Source organism: Corynebacterium sp., assembly GCF_030532965.1.
Taxonomy (GTDB): Bacteria; Actinomycetota; Actinomycetes; order Mycobacteriales; family Mycobacteriaceae; genus Corynebacterium.
The window spans coordinates 63,858-80,559 of the sequence record NZ_JAUNKC010000006.1 but is presented as its reverse complement, the minus strand read 5'-3'; the positions used below and the strand labels follow the sequence as shown (position 1 = coordinate 80,559).

The following is a 16,702-nucleotide window of genomic DNA, read 5'->3' as shown; positions in this document are numbered from 1 at the left end:
ACTTTCACCTATGAGCTTTGATGAGCCCCCTGTGACCCAACCCGATCCGCTGGCCACTTCTGGCCTGGTGGTAGTGGATAAACCGGCTGGCATGACCTCGCATGATGTGGTGGGAAAACTGCGGCGGGCATTTAAAACGAAACGGGTTGGACATGCGGGTACCCTTGATCCGATGGCGACCGGGGTTTTGGTTGTCGGCATTGAACGGGGAACGCGGTTTTTGGCGCATATGGTGGCTGCCACGAAGGCGTATTCCGCTACCATTCGGTTGGGGGCATCGACCACCACGGATGATGCGGAGGGCGATGTTATTACCCGCTGTTCCCCTGCTGCGATTACACAGGCGGATATTGCGGCTGCGGTCGCAGACCACACGAGGGATATTATGCAGCGACCAGCTGCTGTGAGCGCCATTAAGGTCGCCGGTAAACGCGCCCATGAGCGAGTGCGTGCCGGTGAAACTGTGGAATTGCCGGAGCGTCCGGTGACGGTTTCTCGGTTTGATATTACAAACGTTGTTGCGTCGGAGGAGTTTATCGACGTTGATGTTGTGGTTGAGTGTTCCTCCGGTACCTATATTCGGTCCCTGGCCCGGGATGTGGGCGCCCAGCTGGGGGTTGGTGGTCATTTAACGGCATTGCGCAGGTTAGCGGTTGGGAATTTCACCCTGGCGGATGCACTGCCGCTTGCGGACATTGAAGAAAACCCCCGACTTTCGTTAAGCCTGGATGCGGCGCTCGTTCGGTGTTTCCCGGTGCTTGAGGTAACTGCAAGCCAGGCGTTGGATCTATCGATGGGTAAGTGGCTTGAGCCGCGCGGATTGCGTGGTGTTCATGCTGCGGTGGCACCGAACGGTCAAGCAGTTGCGCTTGTGAAAGAATCCGGCAGCCGCTTGTCGACGACCTTCGTTGCCCGGCCCAACACGTTGTAGCGGCTAATACACGGCCGTTGCCGCGATGATATAGCCGTCGGTTATTTCCCAGCGGCCTTCGATAAACGGCACCGGGGTGGGTCGCACCAAAAGGTACGACACGAAGCTGCCGTCATCACGTAAGTCGATTTCGGCCTGTTCAAACCCCAGCCAGCGTCGGGTGAGTGGGAACCACGCTTTATAGGTGGCTTCCTTTGCACAAAACAACAACCGGTCGGCGCAGTCGATGCCGCCGGAGCGCAATCGATCTAACTGCGGCAGTTCGCTTTCGCGCGCAATGGAATCGGCGACACCGTCCGGAAGCGGATTTGCTGGCTCGGCATCTAATCCCATGGAGCGCACCAACAGCCGCGGCGCGACGACTGCCGCCCGGAAACCATCGGTGTGGGTTAACGAACCGGACACCGATGCGGGCCACAGCGGCATTCCTTTTTCACCCCGCAAAATCGGGTTGTCGGATTCCCGGTGCAGCTCCTTTAGTGCCTGTCGAGCGCACCAGCGGGCGTCGCCAAATTCCGCTTTGCGGACATCCACCGCATGCGCCACCAATGCGCGCTCCAGCGGGTGCAGCAAATCGAACCGGCTGAGATCTGTCGACCCGAGTGGAACTTTCAGCATGGCAAATTTAGCCGAAGCTGGGAAAAGATCAGGGTTCATCACTCCACCTCCAGCACCGGATACGGCCACGGACCTAAATGCCCCGGCGATTGCCATTCCCTCGGGTAACCGAGGGAGACTTCGATGTGGCGCACACCATCAACGACAGTTTCACCCGGGGTATGCAAATGCCCGAAGATGACCGCTTGGGCGTCGTATCGTTGCGCCCACGTGCGGGTATGACGGGTTCCGCACCACAATCCAATCTCTGTGTATTTCAGCTTGTTAACCGGCTCGACCACAAGTGGCCAGTGATTGATGAGGATCGTCGGCCCCATGATCCGCGAAAGCCGCTTAATCGAATATGCCAACCGGTCCCAACACCAGGCCCGGATATCAACAAACGGTGCGATGGCGAATTCATCGGTAAGCATAATGCCCCGCTCCCGGGCAGCTGCGACAGCCTGTTCGACGGTTAACCCAGGCTGGCGGAAGGAGTAATCGTACAAAGTGAATAACGGGACAATTGTCACACCGTGGAAAACCGGATACGGATCCTCAGGGGTTAACACGTCGATCTTGCGACACGCCTCGCACAATTCGTCGTATTTAGCTCGCCCCTGAAACCGATCCGTTGAGCGGGAAAACAACTCATGGTTGCCCGGCACCCATATAACTTTGGCAAAGCGTTTGCGAAGCTTGTGCAAAATCTCGATCACCAGCTCGGTGCGTTCAGCGACGTCACCGGCAACGATCAACCAATCCCCCGGATCGCGCGGCACAATCCGGTCGATTGCTGCCCGGTTTTGTTTTACCGCAGCGTGCAAATCCGCCACTGCCCACAACGTTTGAGTCACCAGCCCGCTCACACCTCCTCGTCTTCTTTTTAAATCTAACCACACAGCTAGGACATTCAGGCCCCACTGCCCCACCGCGCGGCAGTTCGGCGTCGAAAAGCACAGGTACTATGTCGCCCAGCGCATCGACTGAAACCGCCAACCGCACGCAACCAACCGAATGGTCATAAAGGCCACCAGACCCCACCACACCCCCACCAAACCGGTGTCTAGCACATACGCCAACCATATACCCGGTACGTATCCACAGGTGGCAGCAACAAGCGTCGTCGAACGCAGAAACGCCGCGTCGGCCGCACCCAATAAAACGCCATCCAGGGCAAAGACCACACCACCCACCGGAACCAAAAGAACCAGCTGCCACCACGGGCCGGAAAGAGCAGAAATCACCGCAGAATCAGACGTGAAAATCATCGGCACCACCGAATAACCAACAGCCAACACCGCAGCCAATACCAACGAAAACGCCACGGAATACACCACCACTTTCACCCCCACCGACCGTGCGACCGCAACCCGACTAGCCCCCAACGCCGCGCCCACCATCGACTGCGCAGCGATCGCCAGCGAATCCAAAACCAAGGCGATGAAGTTCCATAATTGCAACAGCACCTGATGCGCGCCCAACGCAGCCGCACCAAACCGGCCCGCCACCGCCGCTGCTGAAATCAATGCCACTTGGAACGCCAACGACCGCAGGATCAAATCCCGGCCCAATACCAATTGCTTGACGATAATCGACCATTGCGGCAACCACGACCCCGAATGCACCCGAAGCAACGCACCCAAAAAACACACGGACGTAATCAACGTCCCAATCAACGTCGCCCACGCGGATCCGATCAAACCATATGAGTGAACCAAAATAGGAATCAAAATCGCGCCGGGAATAATCCCCGCCAACGTAAAAATCAAGGGTGCCCGGGTATTTTGGATGCCGCGTAACCACCCGTTTCCGGCCATGTCTACCAGCACCAATGGGATAGCAAAGCTCACTACCCGCAACCAAGAGGTGGCAAGCGCTGCGATCTTTTCATCATTCGACAGCCACAGCGTGAAAACTGGCGCACCACACCACATAACCCCTAGCAACCCCACGCCGATAGCCACCGCAACCCACGTTGCTTGCACACCTTCCGATACTGCCTCATCACGCCGACCAGCCCCATAAAGCCGCGCGGCTCGAGCGGTCGTGCCGTAGGACAGAAACGTTAATTGTGTTGTCACTATCGCGTATAACGTCGTTCCCGTGGCCAACGCCGCGAGTAACGTTGCGCCGCCGTATTGCCCCACCACGGCAGTATCAAGGAGAAGAAAAAGCGGAGTGGCGATGAGCACCCCTAATGCTGGCAACGCCAACGCAAGAATGCTACCCGCGGTTGGGGATACATCAGATTGATTACGCACTCAGGTCCTTTCACAATATGCGCGTTAAAAACAGGCAGTTCAATACCTGAAACCCTCCGCTTAAGGTATCAATTCAGCCATCTTACGGAAGCACAGAACAAAACTGGGAAGCCTGTTCGACAATCAAGCGAATGATATGGCTCGCGGGTGCCTCCAACCTGAATCCAGCGGAACGCAAATGTCCGCCGCCGCCCAATGCCTGAGCAAGCGTCGAAACATCGACCGTATCCGAACGCAGGCTAACGCCGTTCAGGCCAGGTTCATATTCCTTAATCACCACGCAAATATCGGCTTCTTCAATGCCTTTAATCATCTCGGCGATTGACTCCACCGCACCGATGGATGCTTGCTGAACCTTGTCATTGCTAATTTCCGCCACCACAATGGTGTGGCATCTCGAATGCACCACGGATAATTGGGATAAAACAGTACCAATCACCTTTAAATCGGTTACCGAGAATCCGCCGAATAATTGGTTGCCGATGGCGCGGATATCGAGGCCCGTGTCAACCAATTGCTTCGCCATTTCGTGCATGACCGGACGCCCCCACCGGAACCCTTGAGTATCTGTGAGCAGGCCTGCATACAAACCGTGCGCTATGTCCCTGTCTATTGCGACATCCAACGCCCTTAGCCACTGCCAAATTATCGTCGTGGTGGATTCCGCACGATAATCAATCAGATTAACACCGGCGCAACCAGGATTGGAGGCATGATGATCAATCAAAATCACGTCCGACATCCGAGCCACCACTGGATCAGCAACAGTCCCCAACCGTGAGGCTGAACCACAATCCACCACGATGATGACTTCACATTCCGGCAGGTCGCCGTCAATCAATTGGATGTGATCCGCACCGGGAATTGTCATTAACGCTGAATCGATCGGCTCGGTCTGGCCTATAACCCCAATGGCGGTTTTATCCAAGGATTCTAAGGCCTTCACCAACGCGGTCACCGATCCGATGGCATCGGCGTCCGGGGTGTGATGGCCAACGACACAGAACGAGGAATGTTCATGCACTTTAGCGGTCGCTTCCGCCCAATCTGATGTATCCACTGCCGACAGCGGCTTAAGGATTGGCACTGCGCCCAGATATGACGGAAATTCCATCGCGACCTCTTTAATGCGTTACAAGATTTCAACTAGCGGTTGTCTTCCTCAGCTGAAACATCAGTTTTATAGGGGTTTGCGTCCCCGGCTGGGGTCGCATTTTTGCGTAACTCTGCAAGTTCCGCGTCACGTTGCCGGGCACGTGCCAATAAGTCTTCCATCCGGGCGGATGTTTCCGGCACGGTGTCTAATTCGAAACTCAACGTCGGGGTGAACCGGACGCTTAGTTGCTCGCCGACTATGCGACGCAGCTGTCCACTGCTTCGGCGCAAGCCTTCAGCTGCGGCTTCCACATCGGGCTCGTCGGAAAGCTGCATGCCGCGCACTGTGTAAAATACCGTTGCATCATGCAAGTCACCCGTAACCCGACAGTCTGTAATCGTGACAAATTGCAGACGGGGGTCTTTAATTTCCCGTTCGATAGCAGAAGCCACGATGTGCAAGATTCGCTTCGCCATTCGTTGGGCGCGTGCGGGATCAGCCATGAGTTTTTCTCTCCTTGAAAAGTGCATCGCAGAAGAATGCACGCTTATATTTTTGGTTCTTTCTTTAAAATCGTAGTGTTTTCACTCTAAAAAGTTTAGGCGTTTTCCACTACTGAGGGCGTAAATTGGCCCCAACCTAACAACGATCAGGTGGGGCCATTTTCAACGACGATTTACTGCGTGTGGCAGTTAGGTACGAGGTACCTCGACTTGTTCAAACACCTCAATGATGTCGCCGACTTGAATGTCTGGGTAGGACAGAACCATACCGCATTCGTAACCAGCCGTAACCTCAGTGACATCGTCCTTTTCCCGACGCAACGAGTTGATAGTTGCGTCAGCTGCCACGACGTTTCCGTCGCGGACCAGCCTGATAGATGCACCACGACGCACCTTGCCTTCGTCGACCTTACAACCAGCGATGAGGCCGACTGCGGAGGCCTTGAAGATAGCACGGATCTCAGCCTTACCGACTTCGCGTTCTTCGAAGATCGGCTTGAGCATGCCGCGCAACGCTGCCTCTACTTCTTCAATCGCACGGTAAATGACGGTGTAGTACCGTACATCGACGCCCTCGGAATTTGCTTCCTCAGTAGCCTTACCTTCCGCGCGAACGTTGAAGGCAATGATGACAGCATCGGAAGCTGCAGCCAACGACACGTTGGTCTGAGTAACGGCACCGACACCCCGGTCGATGATGTTCAGCTGAACCTCATCGTCAACATTGATCTTCAGCAATGCCTCTTCCAGAGCTTCCACCGAACCGGCATTATCGCCCTTGATAATGAGGTTGAGGGTGGACTGTTCCTTCAACACCGCATCGAGGTCTTCCAAGGAGACACGCTTATGGGTGCGAGCCGCCAAGGCATTGCGCTTACGGGCGTTGCGCTGGTTAGCAATCTGGCGAGCCACGCGGTCGTCTTCAACCACCAGCAGGTTATCGCCAGCACCTGGCACGCCGTTGAGGCCTTGCACCTGAACCGGCCGTGATGGGCCAGCTTCCTTAACGTCGTTGCCGTATTCGTCAACCATGCGACGCACGCGGCCGAAGGTGTCGCCAGCAACAATGGAATCGCCAACCCGTAAGGTACCACGCTGGACGATAACGGTTGCCACCGGACCGCGGCCTCGGTCAAGGTGTGCTTCGATGGCTACACCTTGAGCCGCCATGTCTGGGTTAGCGCGAAGATCCAACGCCGCGTCTGCGGTCAAAGTCACTGCGGTAAGCAGGCCATCGATATTGATGTTCTGCTTAGCAGAGATGTCCACGAACATGGTGTCGCCACCGTATTCTTCCGGAATCAAACCGTATTCGGTCAACTGGCCCCGGATCTTATCTGGGGACGCACCTGGCTTATCGATCTTGTTCACGGCAACCACGATCGGTACATCGGCAGCCTTAGCGTGGTTAATGGCTTCCACCGTCTGTGGCATTACGCCGTCGTCGGCAGCAACTACCAGAACCGCGATGTCGGTGGATTTAGCACCACGGGCACGCATAGCGGTGAAGGCCTCGTGACCTGGGGTATCCAGGAATGTGATCGTGCGCGACTCGTCGTCGACCGTCACTTTCACCTGGTAGGCACCGATTCCCTGGGTGATACCACCAGCTTCACCAGAACCAACGTTGGCCTTACGGATCGTGTCCAGCAACCGGGTCTTACCGTGGTCAACGTGACCCATGACGGTAACCACCGGTGGCCGAGACTCGAGGTCTTCCTCTGTGCCGGCGTCTTCACCGAATTGAAGGTCGAAGGACTCCAGCAATTCACGGTCCTCGTCTTCGGGCGACACGACTTCAACCACGTAGTTCATTTCGTCGCCCAGCAACATCAAGGTTTCTTCCGAAACCGATGCGGTGGCGGTCACCATTTCACCGAGGTTAAACAGTGCCTGCACCAGTGCTGCGGACTCCGCGCCGATCTTATCGGCGAAATCGGACAGCGATGCGCCGCGCGCCAACCGTACAGTTGCGCCGCCACCGTCTGGAAGCCGCACGCCACCGATGACGTTTGGAGCCTGCATTGCCTCGTACTCGTTACGCTTCTGCCGCTTCGACTTGCGGCCTTTACGCGGCGCGCCACCCGGACGACCGAATGCACCTGCGGTTCCGCCGCGCCGACCGCCGCGGCCTGCTCCGCCGCCGCGACCGCCGAAGCCGCCACCCTTAGATTCTGGGCCAGCGCCGCCGCGACCGCGTCCACCATTGGCCCGGCTTGGCATCTGCCCTGGGCTCGGCTGACTTGGCATCATCGCAGGCGAAGGCCTACGTCCGCCACCCTGCCGATCGGAACCGGCCTGTGCTGATTGTCCTTGCGGCCGTGGAGCCCGATCTCCGCGAGATTCGCCTTGGCCACCCCGACCGCGACCAGCGCCACCTGGGCGTGGCCCACGTTCCTGACTTCCGCCTTGACCACGGGCTGGGCCGCCTGGCCGCCCACCACCCGGGCGTGGTGCAGGACGCTGTTCGCCGCCAGTGGAGAATGGGTTATTCGCCACACGTGGCGCGCGTGCGCCAGGCTTCGGTCCTGGCTTCGCCTGTGGTCGTGGCATCGCCCCAGGGGTTGGTGCGGAACCACCAGGCTTCGGGGCTGCAGGCTTTTCCGAGCCACTGAAAGCAGGCGTTTGTGGCTTAGTTGCGGCAGGCTTTGCCGCTTGTGCTGGTCCAGGCTTTGGACCTGGTTTCGCTGCCTGTGCAGCAGGCTTTGCTTGTCCGGGTTTTGGTCCGGCAGGCTTGGCTGCCTGTGCTGGGGCAGGTTTCGCTGCTTGTGCAGCTGGCTTGGGTGCAGCTGGCTTTGCGGCTGCCTGAGCGCCGGGCTTCGGGGCACCTGGTTTAGGGGCTCCTGCAGCTTTGGCGGGTTCTTTTTCTTTCGGTGCTTCGTCTGCCGGGGTGATCCCTAGCGAGGCGTAGTGTTCCTTCATCCGCTTCACCACTGGCGGTTCAATGGTGGAGGATGCGGTTTTAACGAACTCGCCCTTTTCTTTCAAAGTGGCTAGTAGTTCTTTACTGGTTACGCCGAGTTGTTTTGCTAGCTCGTGTACGCGTAGCTTTCCGGGCACTTTTCTCCTTGTGTTCTTCGGTGAAAAGCGGCATCGTGCCCGGATTTCCGGGCCTAGATGCGGTTTTCCACCTGGTTGATGTGGACGTTCATCGCTGATGCTTCATCGTAGGCTCATCAGTGTTCGGTCTTCTTTCTTTTCTCTAGGTCCAGCGGATTCGCTGCGAGGTACTTACGTACAGGACCGGTGTCTACCTGAGCAGACACCCTAAGCGCACGACGAAATGCGTTGCGCTTTTCTGCTAGCTCAACCGCCTCGAGAGTGGGGGTGATCCAACAACCACGCCCGCCGAGACTGCGGTTAGGATCGGGAACAAGAACGATCTCTGCCGATTCCGGTTGTGCCGCCACAACCCGCAGTAATTGGCTGTCGTGGTGTCGAGTTTTATGAGCGATACAGGTTCGGATTCGGATGGGACGGCGATGTTTCGTTGTGCTTTTCGACGACACACTCGACCCGTTACTACCCATCCGGCTCCTTCATGATCAACTTCTGCCGCTATTTTGCCTATTGGCAATTCACTCGAGACTTTTAAGCCTTGACAAGCTTAGCTTAAATGACAGTGCAAAAGTTAATTTGAAACCCGAATGTTTACGCGGCATCCGATCGGATGTCGATTTTCCAGCCCGTTAACCGGGCTGCCAGACGAGCATTTTGTCCCTCTTTACCAATGGCCAAGGACAGTTGATAATCAGGAACAGTCACCCGAGCGGTTTGCGCTTCCAGGTCGACAATCTCTACGTGCACCACCTTCGACGGCGCCAATGCGTTACCCACATAGGCGGCTGGGTCTTCGGAGAAATCGATGATGTCGATCTTCTCACCGCCCAGTTCCTTCATAATGTTATTCACCCGCTGACCGCGTGGCCCGATGCAGGCCCCCTTGGCATTGAGACCCTTCGCTGTCGCCCGAACCGCGACTTTTGATCGGTGGCCTGCTTCGCGTGCGATGGAAACGATCTCGACAGAACCGTCAGCTACTTCCGGGATTTCCAATTCGAACAGTTTACGGACGAGTTCTGGGTGAGTACGGGAAAGGTTGATATTGAGATTGCGACCCGCGTTATTGACACCGACCACGTAGGACTTCACCCGGTCGCCGTGTTTGAGTTTTTCCCCGGGCAGTTGCTCGGCGGGCAGAAGTACACCGTCTTGCCCGTCGGCTTCGGTTCCCAAATGAACGATGACGATTCCGCGTTCGTTGGCGTAAACATCTGCTTGAACAATGCCCGAAACTACTCGCCCTTCATATTCGGAATAGGCATCGTATGCTTGGCGGGTCTCTGCTTCCCGCAGCCGCTTCACGATGGAATCGCGCACGGTTGATGCCCCAATGCGGTCGAAATTAGCAGGCGTGTCGTCGTATTCGGTGACGACGTTTCCTTCGTCGTCAAGCTCACTGACAATGACCGCAACCTTGCCGGTTGCAATATCGATATCAACACGGGCTTTGGTGCCTTCTTCAGCCGGAGCGTCTTTGAACTCTCGGTAGGCAAACATCAAAGCACCGGCGATGGTTTCAGTTAATTCCCTAACCGGAATCCCTTTTTCGGCCTCAATATTTTTCAGTGCTTGGACATCAATATTCACTTGTTAGTGTTCCTCTCGCTATGCGTTAGCGCACAACATCGTCGTAGGTAGCTGCAGCCAATTCGAGTTCGTCGGCCGCAGGAGTAGCGAACTCAATTTCTACCATTGCTTCTGGGTGATTGGCTAATTGAATGGACTCGACAACTAGTTTCTTCCCGTTCTTAGAGATAACGGCAACAGCAGTCTCATCGTCATTGAGCGCACCCACGCGAACAGTGCGTTTCTTTCCTTCCTCGGTTATCGTAACCAACCGGCCACGCTGCCTACGCCAATGACGCGGATGAGTAAGCGGACTATCCAGGCCCGGGGTGCTGACCTCCAAGGTATATCCTGGACCGAAATTGAGATTGCCTGTTTCTTCTTCCTCGTCGAAACAGGCGGAGATTTGTTGCGTGATTTTCTCCAATACTTCCGATCCTGGGCGATCGTCACCATCAACCGCGATAGCTACCACCGACTTTTTGCCCGCCCGCGTTGTACGCAGCCGCTCTAGGTCGAGGCCATGCTCAGCGACGATGGGGGCCACAAGTGTGGTTAGTGTTTCGACAGAAGGAAAAGCCATGTCCGCCATGCTAGTACAATTAGCCGACATGACTCGACGTTTGTTTATTTGCGGCATGGTACTTTTAACCCTTTCCGGCTGCGCGGCACCCGAACCAGATCCGGCCTTAACCAGCATCTATAAGCAAACTTCCGATTCATTAAAAGAACCAGTGCTGGCTGAAATTACCCGGCTTTGTGGCCATTTTGAAGACGGAAGCGTCCCCGAATCCTGCGATCCTAATAAATCCCCCATCCCAGTCGCGAACCCCGGAACCGCCGGAATTGAAGAACAATTGTCGCAGGTTCCCCAAGAATCCCTACCCGTTGTTGTCGAGGTCTACAGCCAAACCTACGCCTTGACCCCAACCCCTGAGCGCCCCTCGCAGCTTTTCGACGGCATTGACTTCACCTCCTTCATTGAAGACACCGGTGCATCAGCCACCGCCGACAAATCCGCAGTAGCATCAGCCATCGAACGCGAATTGGGTGTTCTGTACACGATCGGCACCATCCGCGCCTTTGCCGATAACCCCACCCGCGACCGGTTGGATGATCTTGAAGATCAGCACGAAAAAGTCTTGGCGGCGCTGACAGAAAACCTCACCACGGCTGCCAATCCACCCGCGATCCCGGCCGGGTATCAGATTCCAAGCGATATCCTGCCTCCAGACCAACCTTTGACTAACAATCAGGACGCTATTGGGGCCGTCGAAAAGCTCACCGAAACCACCGAAGCCTTTTGGCGAAGGACCGCCGAAACCGCCCAAACCACTCCCTGGCGCATCGGAAGTATCAGAATCGCTACACTTTTGTCAACCCCTAATGGTTAAAAATAGCACACCCGATATACCCCTATTTTCACAGCAGAAACGCATATTTGCTGCATATAAACGAGAAAATCCTTAGAAAATAAAACCGTCAATAAATCGCGTTTTACTTGCCTAGCCGCTAAAATGTCACAAATGCTATGTGAATATTGAGTCGTGGAATATAAAAATATATAACAAGAAAATTAACTAAAACTCATAGGCTAGACAGCCAAATAATGTGCCATTTATCAACCTAATGTCATATCATCAAGCACAGAACCGAGTAGCCCACCGGCAACGAGGAAGTTGCACAACCTAGAAAAAAGACTGAAGAAAATAATGAGCAATCCAGAACGCAACACAGAATCATCCCTGCCACAGCGCCCCGGCACCCACGCCGCGAAATCCGACGACACCGTCGTGTGGCTCGATTCCGAAGCAACTAAGCACTCCGACACCCGGTGGGCGGATCAAGCGAACAAGAGCACCCCTGAGAAGCCAGCAACCGGCACTGCATCAGGAGCAAGCTCCGAAACCGCACGGTCGAGCACACACCCTGCAGCCAAGCCAGCCGCAGCTGCCACCGCCCCCACGCAACGACCTACCGCCGCCACCCCGCAGCAACCCCAAACCCCAATGACTCAACCTGCCGCGAAACCCGCAACGCCTCCCGCCCCAACAACGCCACGGGCAACCGTGCCGAGCACACCTGCCCCGGCACCTAAGGCACCAGAGGCACAGCCACAATCTAAGCGGCATTTCGAGCTGACCCAGGAAACCACGGTCACCTTCGAAGGACGGCGTCTGCACCGTATCCGGGCCACCCAGGACATCCCGCAGCACGACGTCCTGGCTGGCGATCTGGGCGGCTGGGTCGAAAGCATCGAAAACCTCGCCGACAACGCCTGGGTCTCTAACGACGCCTGGGTGCAGGGCACCGCGCGGGTCTACGGCGACGCACTCATCGCTGATGATGCTCGCATCTACGACAACGCCAAAGTCTACGACCGGGCTGTTGTCCGGGGCGACGCACACGTGCTAGACAACGCCGAGGTGTACGGTAAGGCTGAAATCTACGGCCAGGCCAATATCTCCGGCAACGCCTGGGTTCACGGCCAAGCCCGTATCGCAGGAAACGCGCACGTCTACGGTGCCGCCGTGGTCGAAGGCTCCGCGATTGTTTCCGGAAACGCAGAAATCTACGGCAGCGCTGAGGTGTCCTCCAATGCCGAAATCCTCAATTCCACTCACCTGATGTACGTCGCCAACATCGCAAGCCACCCGCGTAGCATCACCATCTTCCGCACCACCACCGGTTACGGTGTTCGCGTCGCAGATTGGGAAGGCCGTATCGCCGAGCTTCTGCCAGCGGTGAAGATTTGGGCAAGTGAACACAACCTACAGCCTGAAGAAAAAACCCAATGGGTCAACGAATACAAGGCCATTGAGAAGCTCTTCCGAATCCGCATTGAAGCATGGGAAGAGGAGCGCAACCGGGAGCGTATCGAAAACGCCGTAGAGCTTTAACTTCTCTCACCTAGGCAACGGGAGGCGGGGCACCCCTGCCTCCCTTTTTGCATCAATGTGCCTGTGGGTGGCGTTAAAAGCTAAGGGAAAAGCGCCTCACGTCATTCATTGACAAGTAAACGTCACAAACGCGCAATGAGCGTTTTATTGCTCCAAAGCGCATTGTGGTAGCTGGTCATTCGTTGGGTGACTCCGCGGCCTTCGCGGTGGGAGAAGAACGCCTAAAAAGCGTTCGGGCGGCGGTTTCTTTAAACGCTCATTTCGTCCACAACATCGCGGGGCTTTCCGGTGATCAGGTCGTGTTCGATGATTCCGAATACCCTATTCCGGTGCTGCGCTTCTATTCAGAAGCTGGCTACCAAAGCATGGCAGAAAAGACAACGTGTGGGACGAACTACGCCACGATGAAATCCGGCAACCCGAAGTTCGTCGATAAGCATGTTGTAGGAACTGGCCATGCCGGTGTGACGAATGGGCTTGATGGCGGGCGTCTTACCCGACACCCGCCCAAAACGTTGGCGTAACTTAACGACTGTGTGATCGGCTTTATCGGCACATTCAACAGCTTAAAACGCGCGGGTGATGACAAACTACAAGAGGGCACCAGCAAAAACCTGATGCCCCATTGGGGAAATATATAAGTTAGCGTGCAAGCAACTTAAGAAGCTGGGAGACAATGTCGTCGGCCGCAACCGATAGAGTCTCCCCACCCCGCACACGCAGCTCGACTACTCCATCCGCAAAGCTCCTGCCGATCACCACAACAAACGGCATGCCGAGCAATTCAGCGTCTTTAAATTTTACGCCGGGGCTAACCTTCGGCCGGTCGTCGAAAAGCACCTCGATGCCCGCCACATCCAGCTCGGACACGATGCGATCACCAGCAGCGACTGCGGCCTCATCCTTATTCGCCACAACAACATGCACATGATACGGCGCTACAGCTACGGGCCAATTCAGGCCTTTTTCATCGTGGCGTTGCTCGGCCAACACCGCCATTAACCGGGAAACCCCAATGCCGTAGGAACCCATCGTCGGGATTGCGCGTTTACCGTTCTCGTCGAGAATCTGCACATCGAACGCCTCGGTATATTTCCTGCCTAATTGGAAGATGTGGCCGATCTCGATGCCTCGTTCCAGCGTGAGCACGCCCTGACCGTCCGGCGCCGGATCGCCCTCGCGCACCTCGGCAGCCTCGATAAAACCATCCACCGTGAAGTCACGACCAGCAACCAGACCAATCACATGCCGTTGAGGCGCATCCGCACCGGTTATCCACGAAGTGCCCTCGGCCACGCGGGGATCGGCAAGCACCGTCACACCATTAGCAGCCAGACCGCGAGGACCGACATACCCCTTAACCAGGAAAGAGTTCTTTGCGAAATCCTCCTCGACTGCCAATTCAACCTCTGCAGGCTCCAATGATGCCTCGAGACGCTTGACGTCGACTTCCCGATCGCCAGGCAACAGGATACCCGTCAACTCCCAGTCCTCAGCGCCTGGTTGCCGCACCTTGACCACCAAGCACTTCAATGTGTCCGCCGCGGTAACATCCCGGCCGGAGACTGTAATTCCTGCGTTATTAGCCCACGCTACCAATGCCTCGATTGTTTCCGATTCCGGCGTAACGTATTCCTGCGCGTCTGGCTGACCGGCGATTTCAATAGCAACGCCAGGTTGCGTTACGACCGCCTCAACGTTCGCCGCGTAGTCACCGTCAGTCGCCCGAACGAATGTGTCCTCCCCATTGGGAGAAACTGCCAAGAACTCTTCCGAAGCCGAACCGCCCATAGCGCCAGAGGTTGCCTGACAAATGACGTATTCAACACCCAGCCGATCAAAAATCGCCTGATATGCCTTGCGGTGCGCGGCGTAGGACTGTTCCAAACCAGCATCCGTCATATCGAAGGAGTACGAATCCTTCATCACGAACTCCCGGCCCCGCAAAATACCTGCCCGAGGCCGTTCTTCGTCACGGTACTTCGTCTGGATCTGGTAAAGCGTAACCGGGAAATCCTTATACGATGTGTACAAGTCTTTCACCTGAGCAGTGAACATCTCCTCGTGGGTAGGCCCCAAAAGCATGTCGACGTTTTTACGATCCTTGAGCCTAAACAAAGACTCCCCGTACTCAGTCCACCGATTCGTCTGTTCATACGGTTCCCGAGGCAGCAGCGCAGGAAACAACAACTCCTGTGCACCAATGGAATCCATCTCCTCGCGCACCACAGCCTCAATTTTGCGCAACGTCCGCAACCCCAACGGCAACCAGGTGTACACACCGGGAGCGACACGGCGGATATAACCGGCGCGGACTAGAAGCTTGTGGCTAGGAACTTCAGCATCAGCTGGATCTTCGCGCAGTGTGCGCAGAAACAGCGTAGAAAGACGAGTAATCATGGTTGGTAATAATAGCAGCCCCCGCATTGGGGGAATTCATGCAGAGCACATTATTAGTTAGACTCACCGAAACCCCGGTTTGGTTCCCCCAATTGACAAACTATCAGCAAGAAATTATCTGGCGTGTGAACTGGGAAAATATTGCTTAAGAATGTTCTCATTTCGCTTGCTATCGCTTTTCGACGCCTCTACCGTCAAAACCATGGGCGTACTGCTGAACCGTTACCGCAATCTCACCAGCCACGGTGCTGAGTTGCTGCTTGAAATCAAAACGGAACAACCAAAACCGGAAGACATTGCCCAAGCGCTCGGCGACACCTTCAATAACGCCACGAAACTCATCCGCAATGCCCGTTTCTTCACCACCGCAGAGCTTCACGAAGCTGCGGCCGCACGGTTGAGCGTCGAAAAGCTTGCAACCATAGCCAAATACTGCCGCAAACTGTCCAACCTCGGGGTACCCCGTGACAACATTTGCACTGAATTCCTCCGCTACGGCGCATCCGCCACAACCGACGAATTGGGGGAATACATGCGGATTCGCGTAACTAAACTCAACGAACAACTCGCCAATAAACCCCGCGCCAGCTACGCCCGCTTCAGCAAAACGCCCGATATCGACGGCATGCACCACGTCATGATGAAACTGACCAGCGAACAAGCAAACCGCATGCTCACGGCACTTAACGACGAAGCCAAGGCGCTCTTTCACCAACATCACGCCAGCAGCATTGAGGAAGCACGCGCTCAGCTTATCGTTAATCGGGTCAGCACCCCCGCCGCCGGCAGCACACCAGACAACCACTATGGCCCGCTCATTCTCATCCCGCTCGCCGAAACCGTCGAACACATCGACGGAACTGTAGCAACAACAACCGGCGGGATGATCGATCTCGCAGAATACGCCGACCTCATTCTTAAACCCCACGGTTACACTACAATCGCGTATAAAACCACAACGGACACTATCGAGCTCAGCCCACCAATCCCCATCCGGCAACGGCTCGCCAGCGACGAACAACGTCTCATCTCCATCGCCGGACACCTCATGTGTGTACACCCCGACTGTCGTATCCCAGCGCAACACTGCCAACAGCATCACATCACGGCTTTTTCCCAAGGCGGAGCCACCGAACAAAACAACTTGGCACCACTATGCAAACGCCACAACATGGAAAACGACGACAATCCAGCCAAACCTAAAAACGGCAGAATTGAAAAAGATCTGACATCCGGAAGAATCGGACATCGCCGAACCCCCACCAGTCCCCTTCGGTTTAACCGCGCACCGATCATTAACAAAAGCTTCTACGAAGTAGCACGCAGGCTACTTCATTAACTACATCGCAACTAGCACACCGGGTCTGCAGACACCTTGGCAG

The 16,702-nt window shown here is 55.9% G+C and carries 15 protein-coding genes; 5 read left to right on the top strand and 10 right to left on the bottom strand.

All coding sequences use genetic code 11. From position 1 onward, the window contains the following. Positions 1-10 precede the first annotated feature (10 nt). The gene (truB, locus tag Q4D85_RS04620; protein ID WP_303198541.1) at positions 11-931 is read left to right on the top strand and encodes a tRNA pseudouridine(55) synthase TruB; all 921 of its coding nucleotides are present in this window, start codon (positions 11-13) and stop codon (positions 929-931) included. A 3-nt stretch (positions 932-934) separates the two neighbouring features. On the opposite strand, the gene Q4D85_RS04615 is transcribed toward truB, so the two are convergent. The 9 genes from Q4D85_RS04615 to rimP all read right to left on the bottom strand — a co-directional run bounded on the left by Q4D85_RS04615 (position 935) and on the right by rimP (position 10,603). Continuing rightward, a complete protein-coding gene (locus Q4D85_RS04615; RefSeq protein WP_303198540.1) occupies positions 935-1,588 on the bottom strand; it encodes a 4'-phosphopantetheinyl transferase in 654 nt (217 codons plus the stop codon). Next, the gene (locus Q4D85_RS04610) at positions 1,588-2,385 is read right to left on the bottom strand and encodes a metallophosphoesterase (RefSeq protein WP_303198539.1); all 798 of its coding nucleotides are present in this window, start codon (positions 2,383-2,385) and stop codon (positions 1,588-1,590) included. The genes Q4D85_RS04615 and Q4D85_RS04610 overlap by 1 nt, the downstream gene beginning before the upstream one ends. Before the next feature lie 108 nt (positions 2,386-2,493). Next, positions 2,494-3,792 (bottom strand): MATE family efflux transporter, encoded by a 1,299-nt coding sequence (locus tag Q4D85_RS04605; RefSeq protein ID WP_303198538.1) that lies wholly within the window; start codon positions 3,790-3,792, stop codon positions 2,494-2,496. 82 nt (positions 3,793-3,874) lie between these two features. Further along, positions 3,875-4,906 carry a bifunctional oligoribonuclease/PAP phosphatase NrnA gene (locus tag Q4D85_RS04600; RefSeq protein WP_303198537.1) on the bottom strand — a complete coding sequence of 344 codons (1,032 nt, stop codon included), beginning with the start codon at positions 4,904-4,906 and terminating at the stop codon, positions 3,875-3,877. A 32-nt stretch (positions 4,907-4,938) separates the two neighbouring features. Beyond that, positions 4,939-5,391: a 30S ribosome-binding factor RbfA gene (gene rbfA / locus Q4D85_RS04595; RefSeq protein WP_303198535.1), complete on the bottom strand. Its 453-nt coding sequence runs from the start codon at positions 5,389-5,391 to the stop codon at positions 4,939-4,941. Between the two features lie 189 nt (positions 5,392-5,580). Continuing rightward, entirely contained in the window at positions 5,581-8,451 is a 2,871-nt protein-coding gene (infB, locus tag Q4D85_RS04590) for a translation initiation factor IF-2 (protein ID WP_303198533.1), read from the bottom strand. 116 nt (positions 8,452-8,567) lie between these two features. Continuing rightward, entirely contained in the window at positions 8,568-8,921 is a 354-nt protein-coding gene (locus Q4D85_RS04585) for a YlxR family protein (RefSeq protein ID WP_303198532.1), read from the bottom strand. A gap of 121 nt (positions 8,922-9,042) precedes the next feature. Continuing rightward, positions 9,043-10,041, bottom strand: coding sequence for a transcription termination factor NusA (nusA, locus tag Q4D85_RS04580; protein ID WP_303198530.1), 999 nt, complete (start codon positions 10,039-10,041; stop codon positions 9,043-9,045). Between the two features lie 25 nt (positions 10,042-10,066). After that, positions 10,067-10,603, bottom strand: a complete 537-nt coding sequence (gene rimP, locus Q4D85_RS04575; RefSeq protein WP_303198529.1) for a ribosome maturation factor RimP — start codon at positions 10,601-10,603, stop codon at positions 10,067-10,069. Here rimP and Q4D85_RS04570 point away from each other — a divergent pair. The 3 genes from Q4D85_RS04570 (at position 10,602) to Q4D85_RS04560 (ending at position 13,444) form a co-directional block, all read left to right on the top strand. After that, positions 10,602-11,414: a DUF4439 domain-containing protein gene (locus Q4D85_RS04570; protein WP_303198528.1), complete on the top strand. Its 813-nt coding sequence runs from the start codon at positions 10,602-10,604 to the stop codon at positions 11,412-11,414. The two genes, rimP and Q4D85_RS04570, sit on opposite strands and share 2 nt — an antisense overlap. A gap of 318 nt (positions 11,415-11,732) precedes the next feature. Then, the gene (locus Q4D85_RS04565) at positions 11,733-12,920 is read left to right on the top strand and encodes a hypothetical protein (protein ID WP_303198527.1); all 1,188 of its coding nucleotides are present in this window, start codon (positions 11,733-11,735) and stop codon (positions 12,918-12,920) included. Between the two features lie 164 nt (positions 12,921-13,084). After that, the gene (locus tag Q4D85_RS04560; protein ID WP_303198525.1) at positions 13,085-13,444 is read left to right on the top strand and encodes a hypothetical protein; all 360 of its coding nucleotides are present in this window, start codon (positions 13,085-13,087) and stop codon (positions 13,442-13,444) included. Positions 13,445-13,562: 118 nt separating this feature from the next. Here the strand turns inward: Q4D85_RS04560 and Q4D85_RS04555 are convergent, their stop codons facing one another. Beyond that, positions 13,563-15,320: a proline--tRNA ligase gene (locus Q4D85_RS04555; RefSeq protein WP_303198523.1), complete on the bottom strand. Its 1,758-nt coding sequence runs from the start codon at positions 15,318-15,320 to the stop codon at positions 13,563-13,565. Positions 15,321-15,471: 151 nt separating this feature from the next. Here Q4D85_RS04555 and Q4D85_RS04550 point away from each other — a divergent pair, with 151 nt between their 5' ends. Beyond that, complete coding sequence (locus Q4D85_RS04550; RefSeq protein WP_303198521.1) at positions 15,472-16,659, top strand: HNH endonuclease signature motif containing protein; 1,188 nt, start codon at positions 15,472-15,474, stop codon at positions 16,657-16,659. The last annotated feature ends 43 nt before the right edge of the window (positions 16,660-16,702 follow it).

Excerpts from the sequence above, each read along its gene's own strand:
- Q4D85_RS04585 (WP_303198532.1), bottom strand. The coding sequence starts at position 8,921 with ATGGGTAGTAACGGGTCGAGTGTGTCGTCGAAAAGCACAACGAAACAT.
- Q4D85_RS04570 (WP_303198528.1), top strand. The coding sequence starts at position 10,602 with ATGTCCGCCATGCTAGTACAATTAGCCGACATGACTCGACGTTTGTTT.
- Q4D85_RS04555 (WP_303198523.1), bottom strand. The coding sequence starts at position 15,320 with ATGATTACTCGTCTTTCTACGCTGTTTCTGCGCACACTGCGCGAAGAT.
- Q4D85_RS04600 (WP_303198537.1), bottom strand. The coding sequence starts at position 4,906 with ATGGAATTTCCGTCATATCTGGGCGCAGTGCCAATCCTTAAGCCGCTG.
- Q4D85_RS04550 (WP_303198521.1), top strand. The coding sequence starts at position 15,472 with ATGTTCTCATTTCGCTTGCTATCGCTTTTCGACGCCTCTACCGTCAAA.
- Q4D85_RS04565 (WP_303198527.1), top strand. The coding sequence starts at position 11,733 with ATGAGCAATCCAGAACGCAACACAGAATCATCCCTGCCACAGCGCCCC.
- Q4D85_RS04615 (WP_303198540.1), bottom strand. The coding sequence starts at position 1,588 with ATGAACCCTGATCTTTTCCCAGCTTCGGCTAAATTTGCCATGCTGAAA.
- truB (WP_303198541.1), top strand. The coding sequence starts at position 11 with ATGAGCTTTGATGAGCCCCCTGTGACCCAACCCGATCCGCTGGCCACT.
- rimP (WP_303198529.1), bottom strand. The coding sequence starts at position 10,603 with ATGGCTTTTCCTTCTGTCGAAACACTAACCACACTTGTGGCCCCCATC.
- rbfA (WP_303198535.1), bottom strand. The coding sequence starts at position 5,391 with ATGGCTGATCCCGCACGCGCCCAACGAATGGCGAAGCGAATCTTGCAC.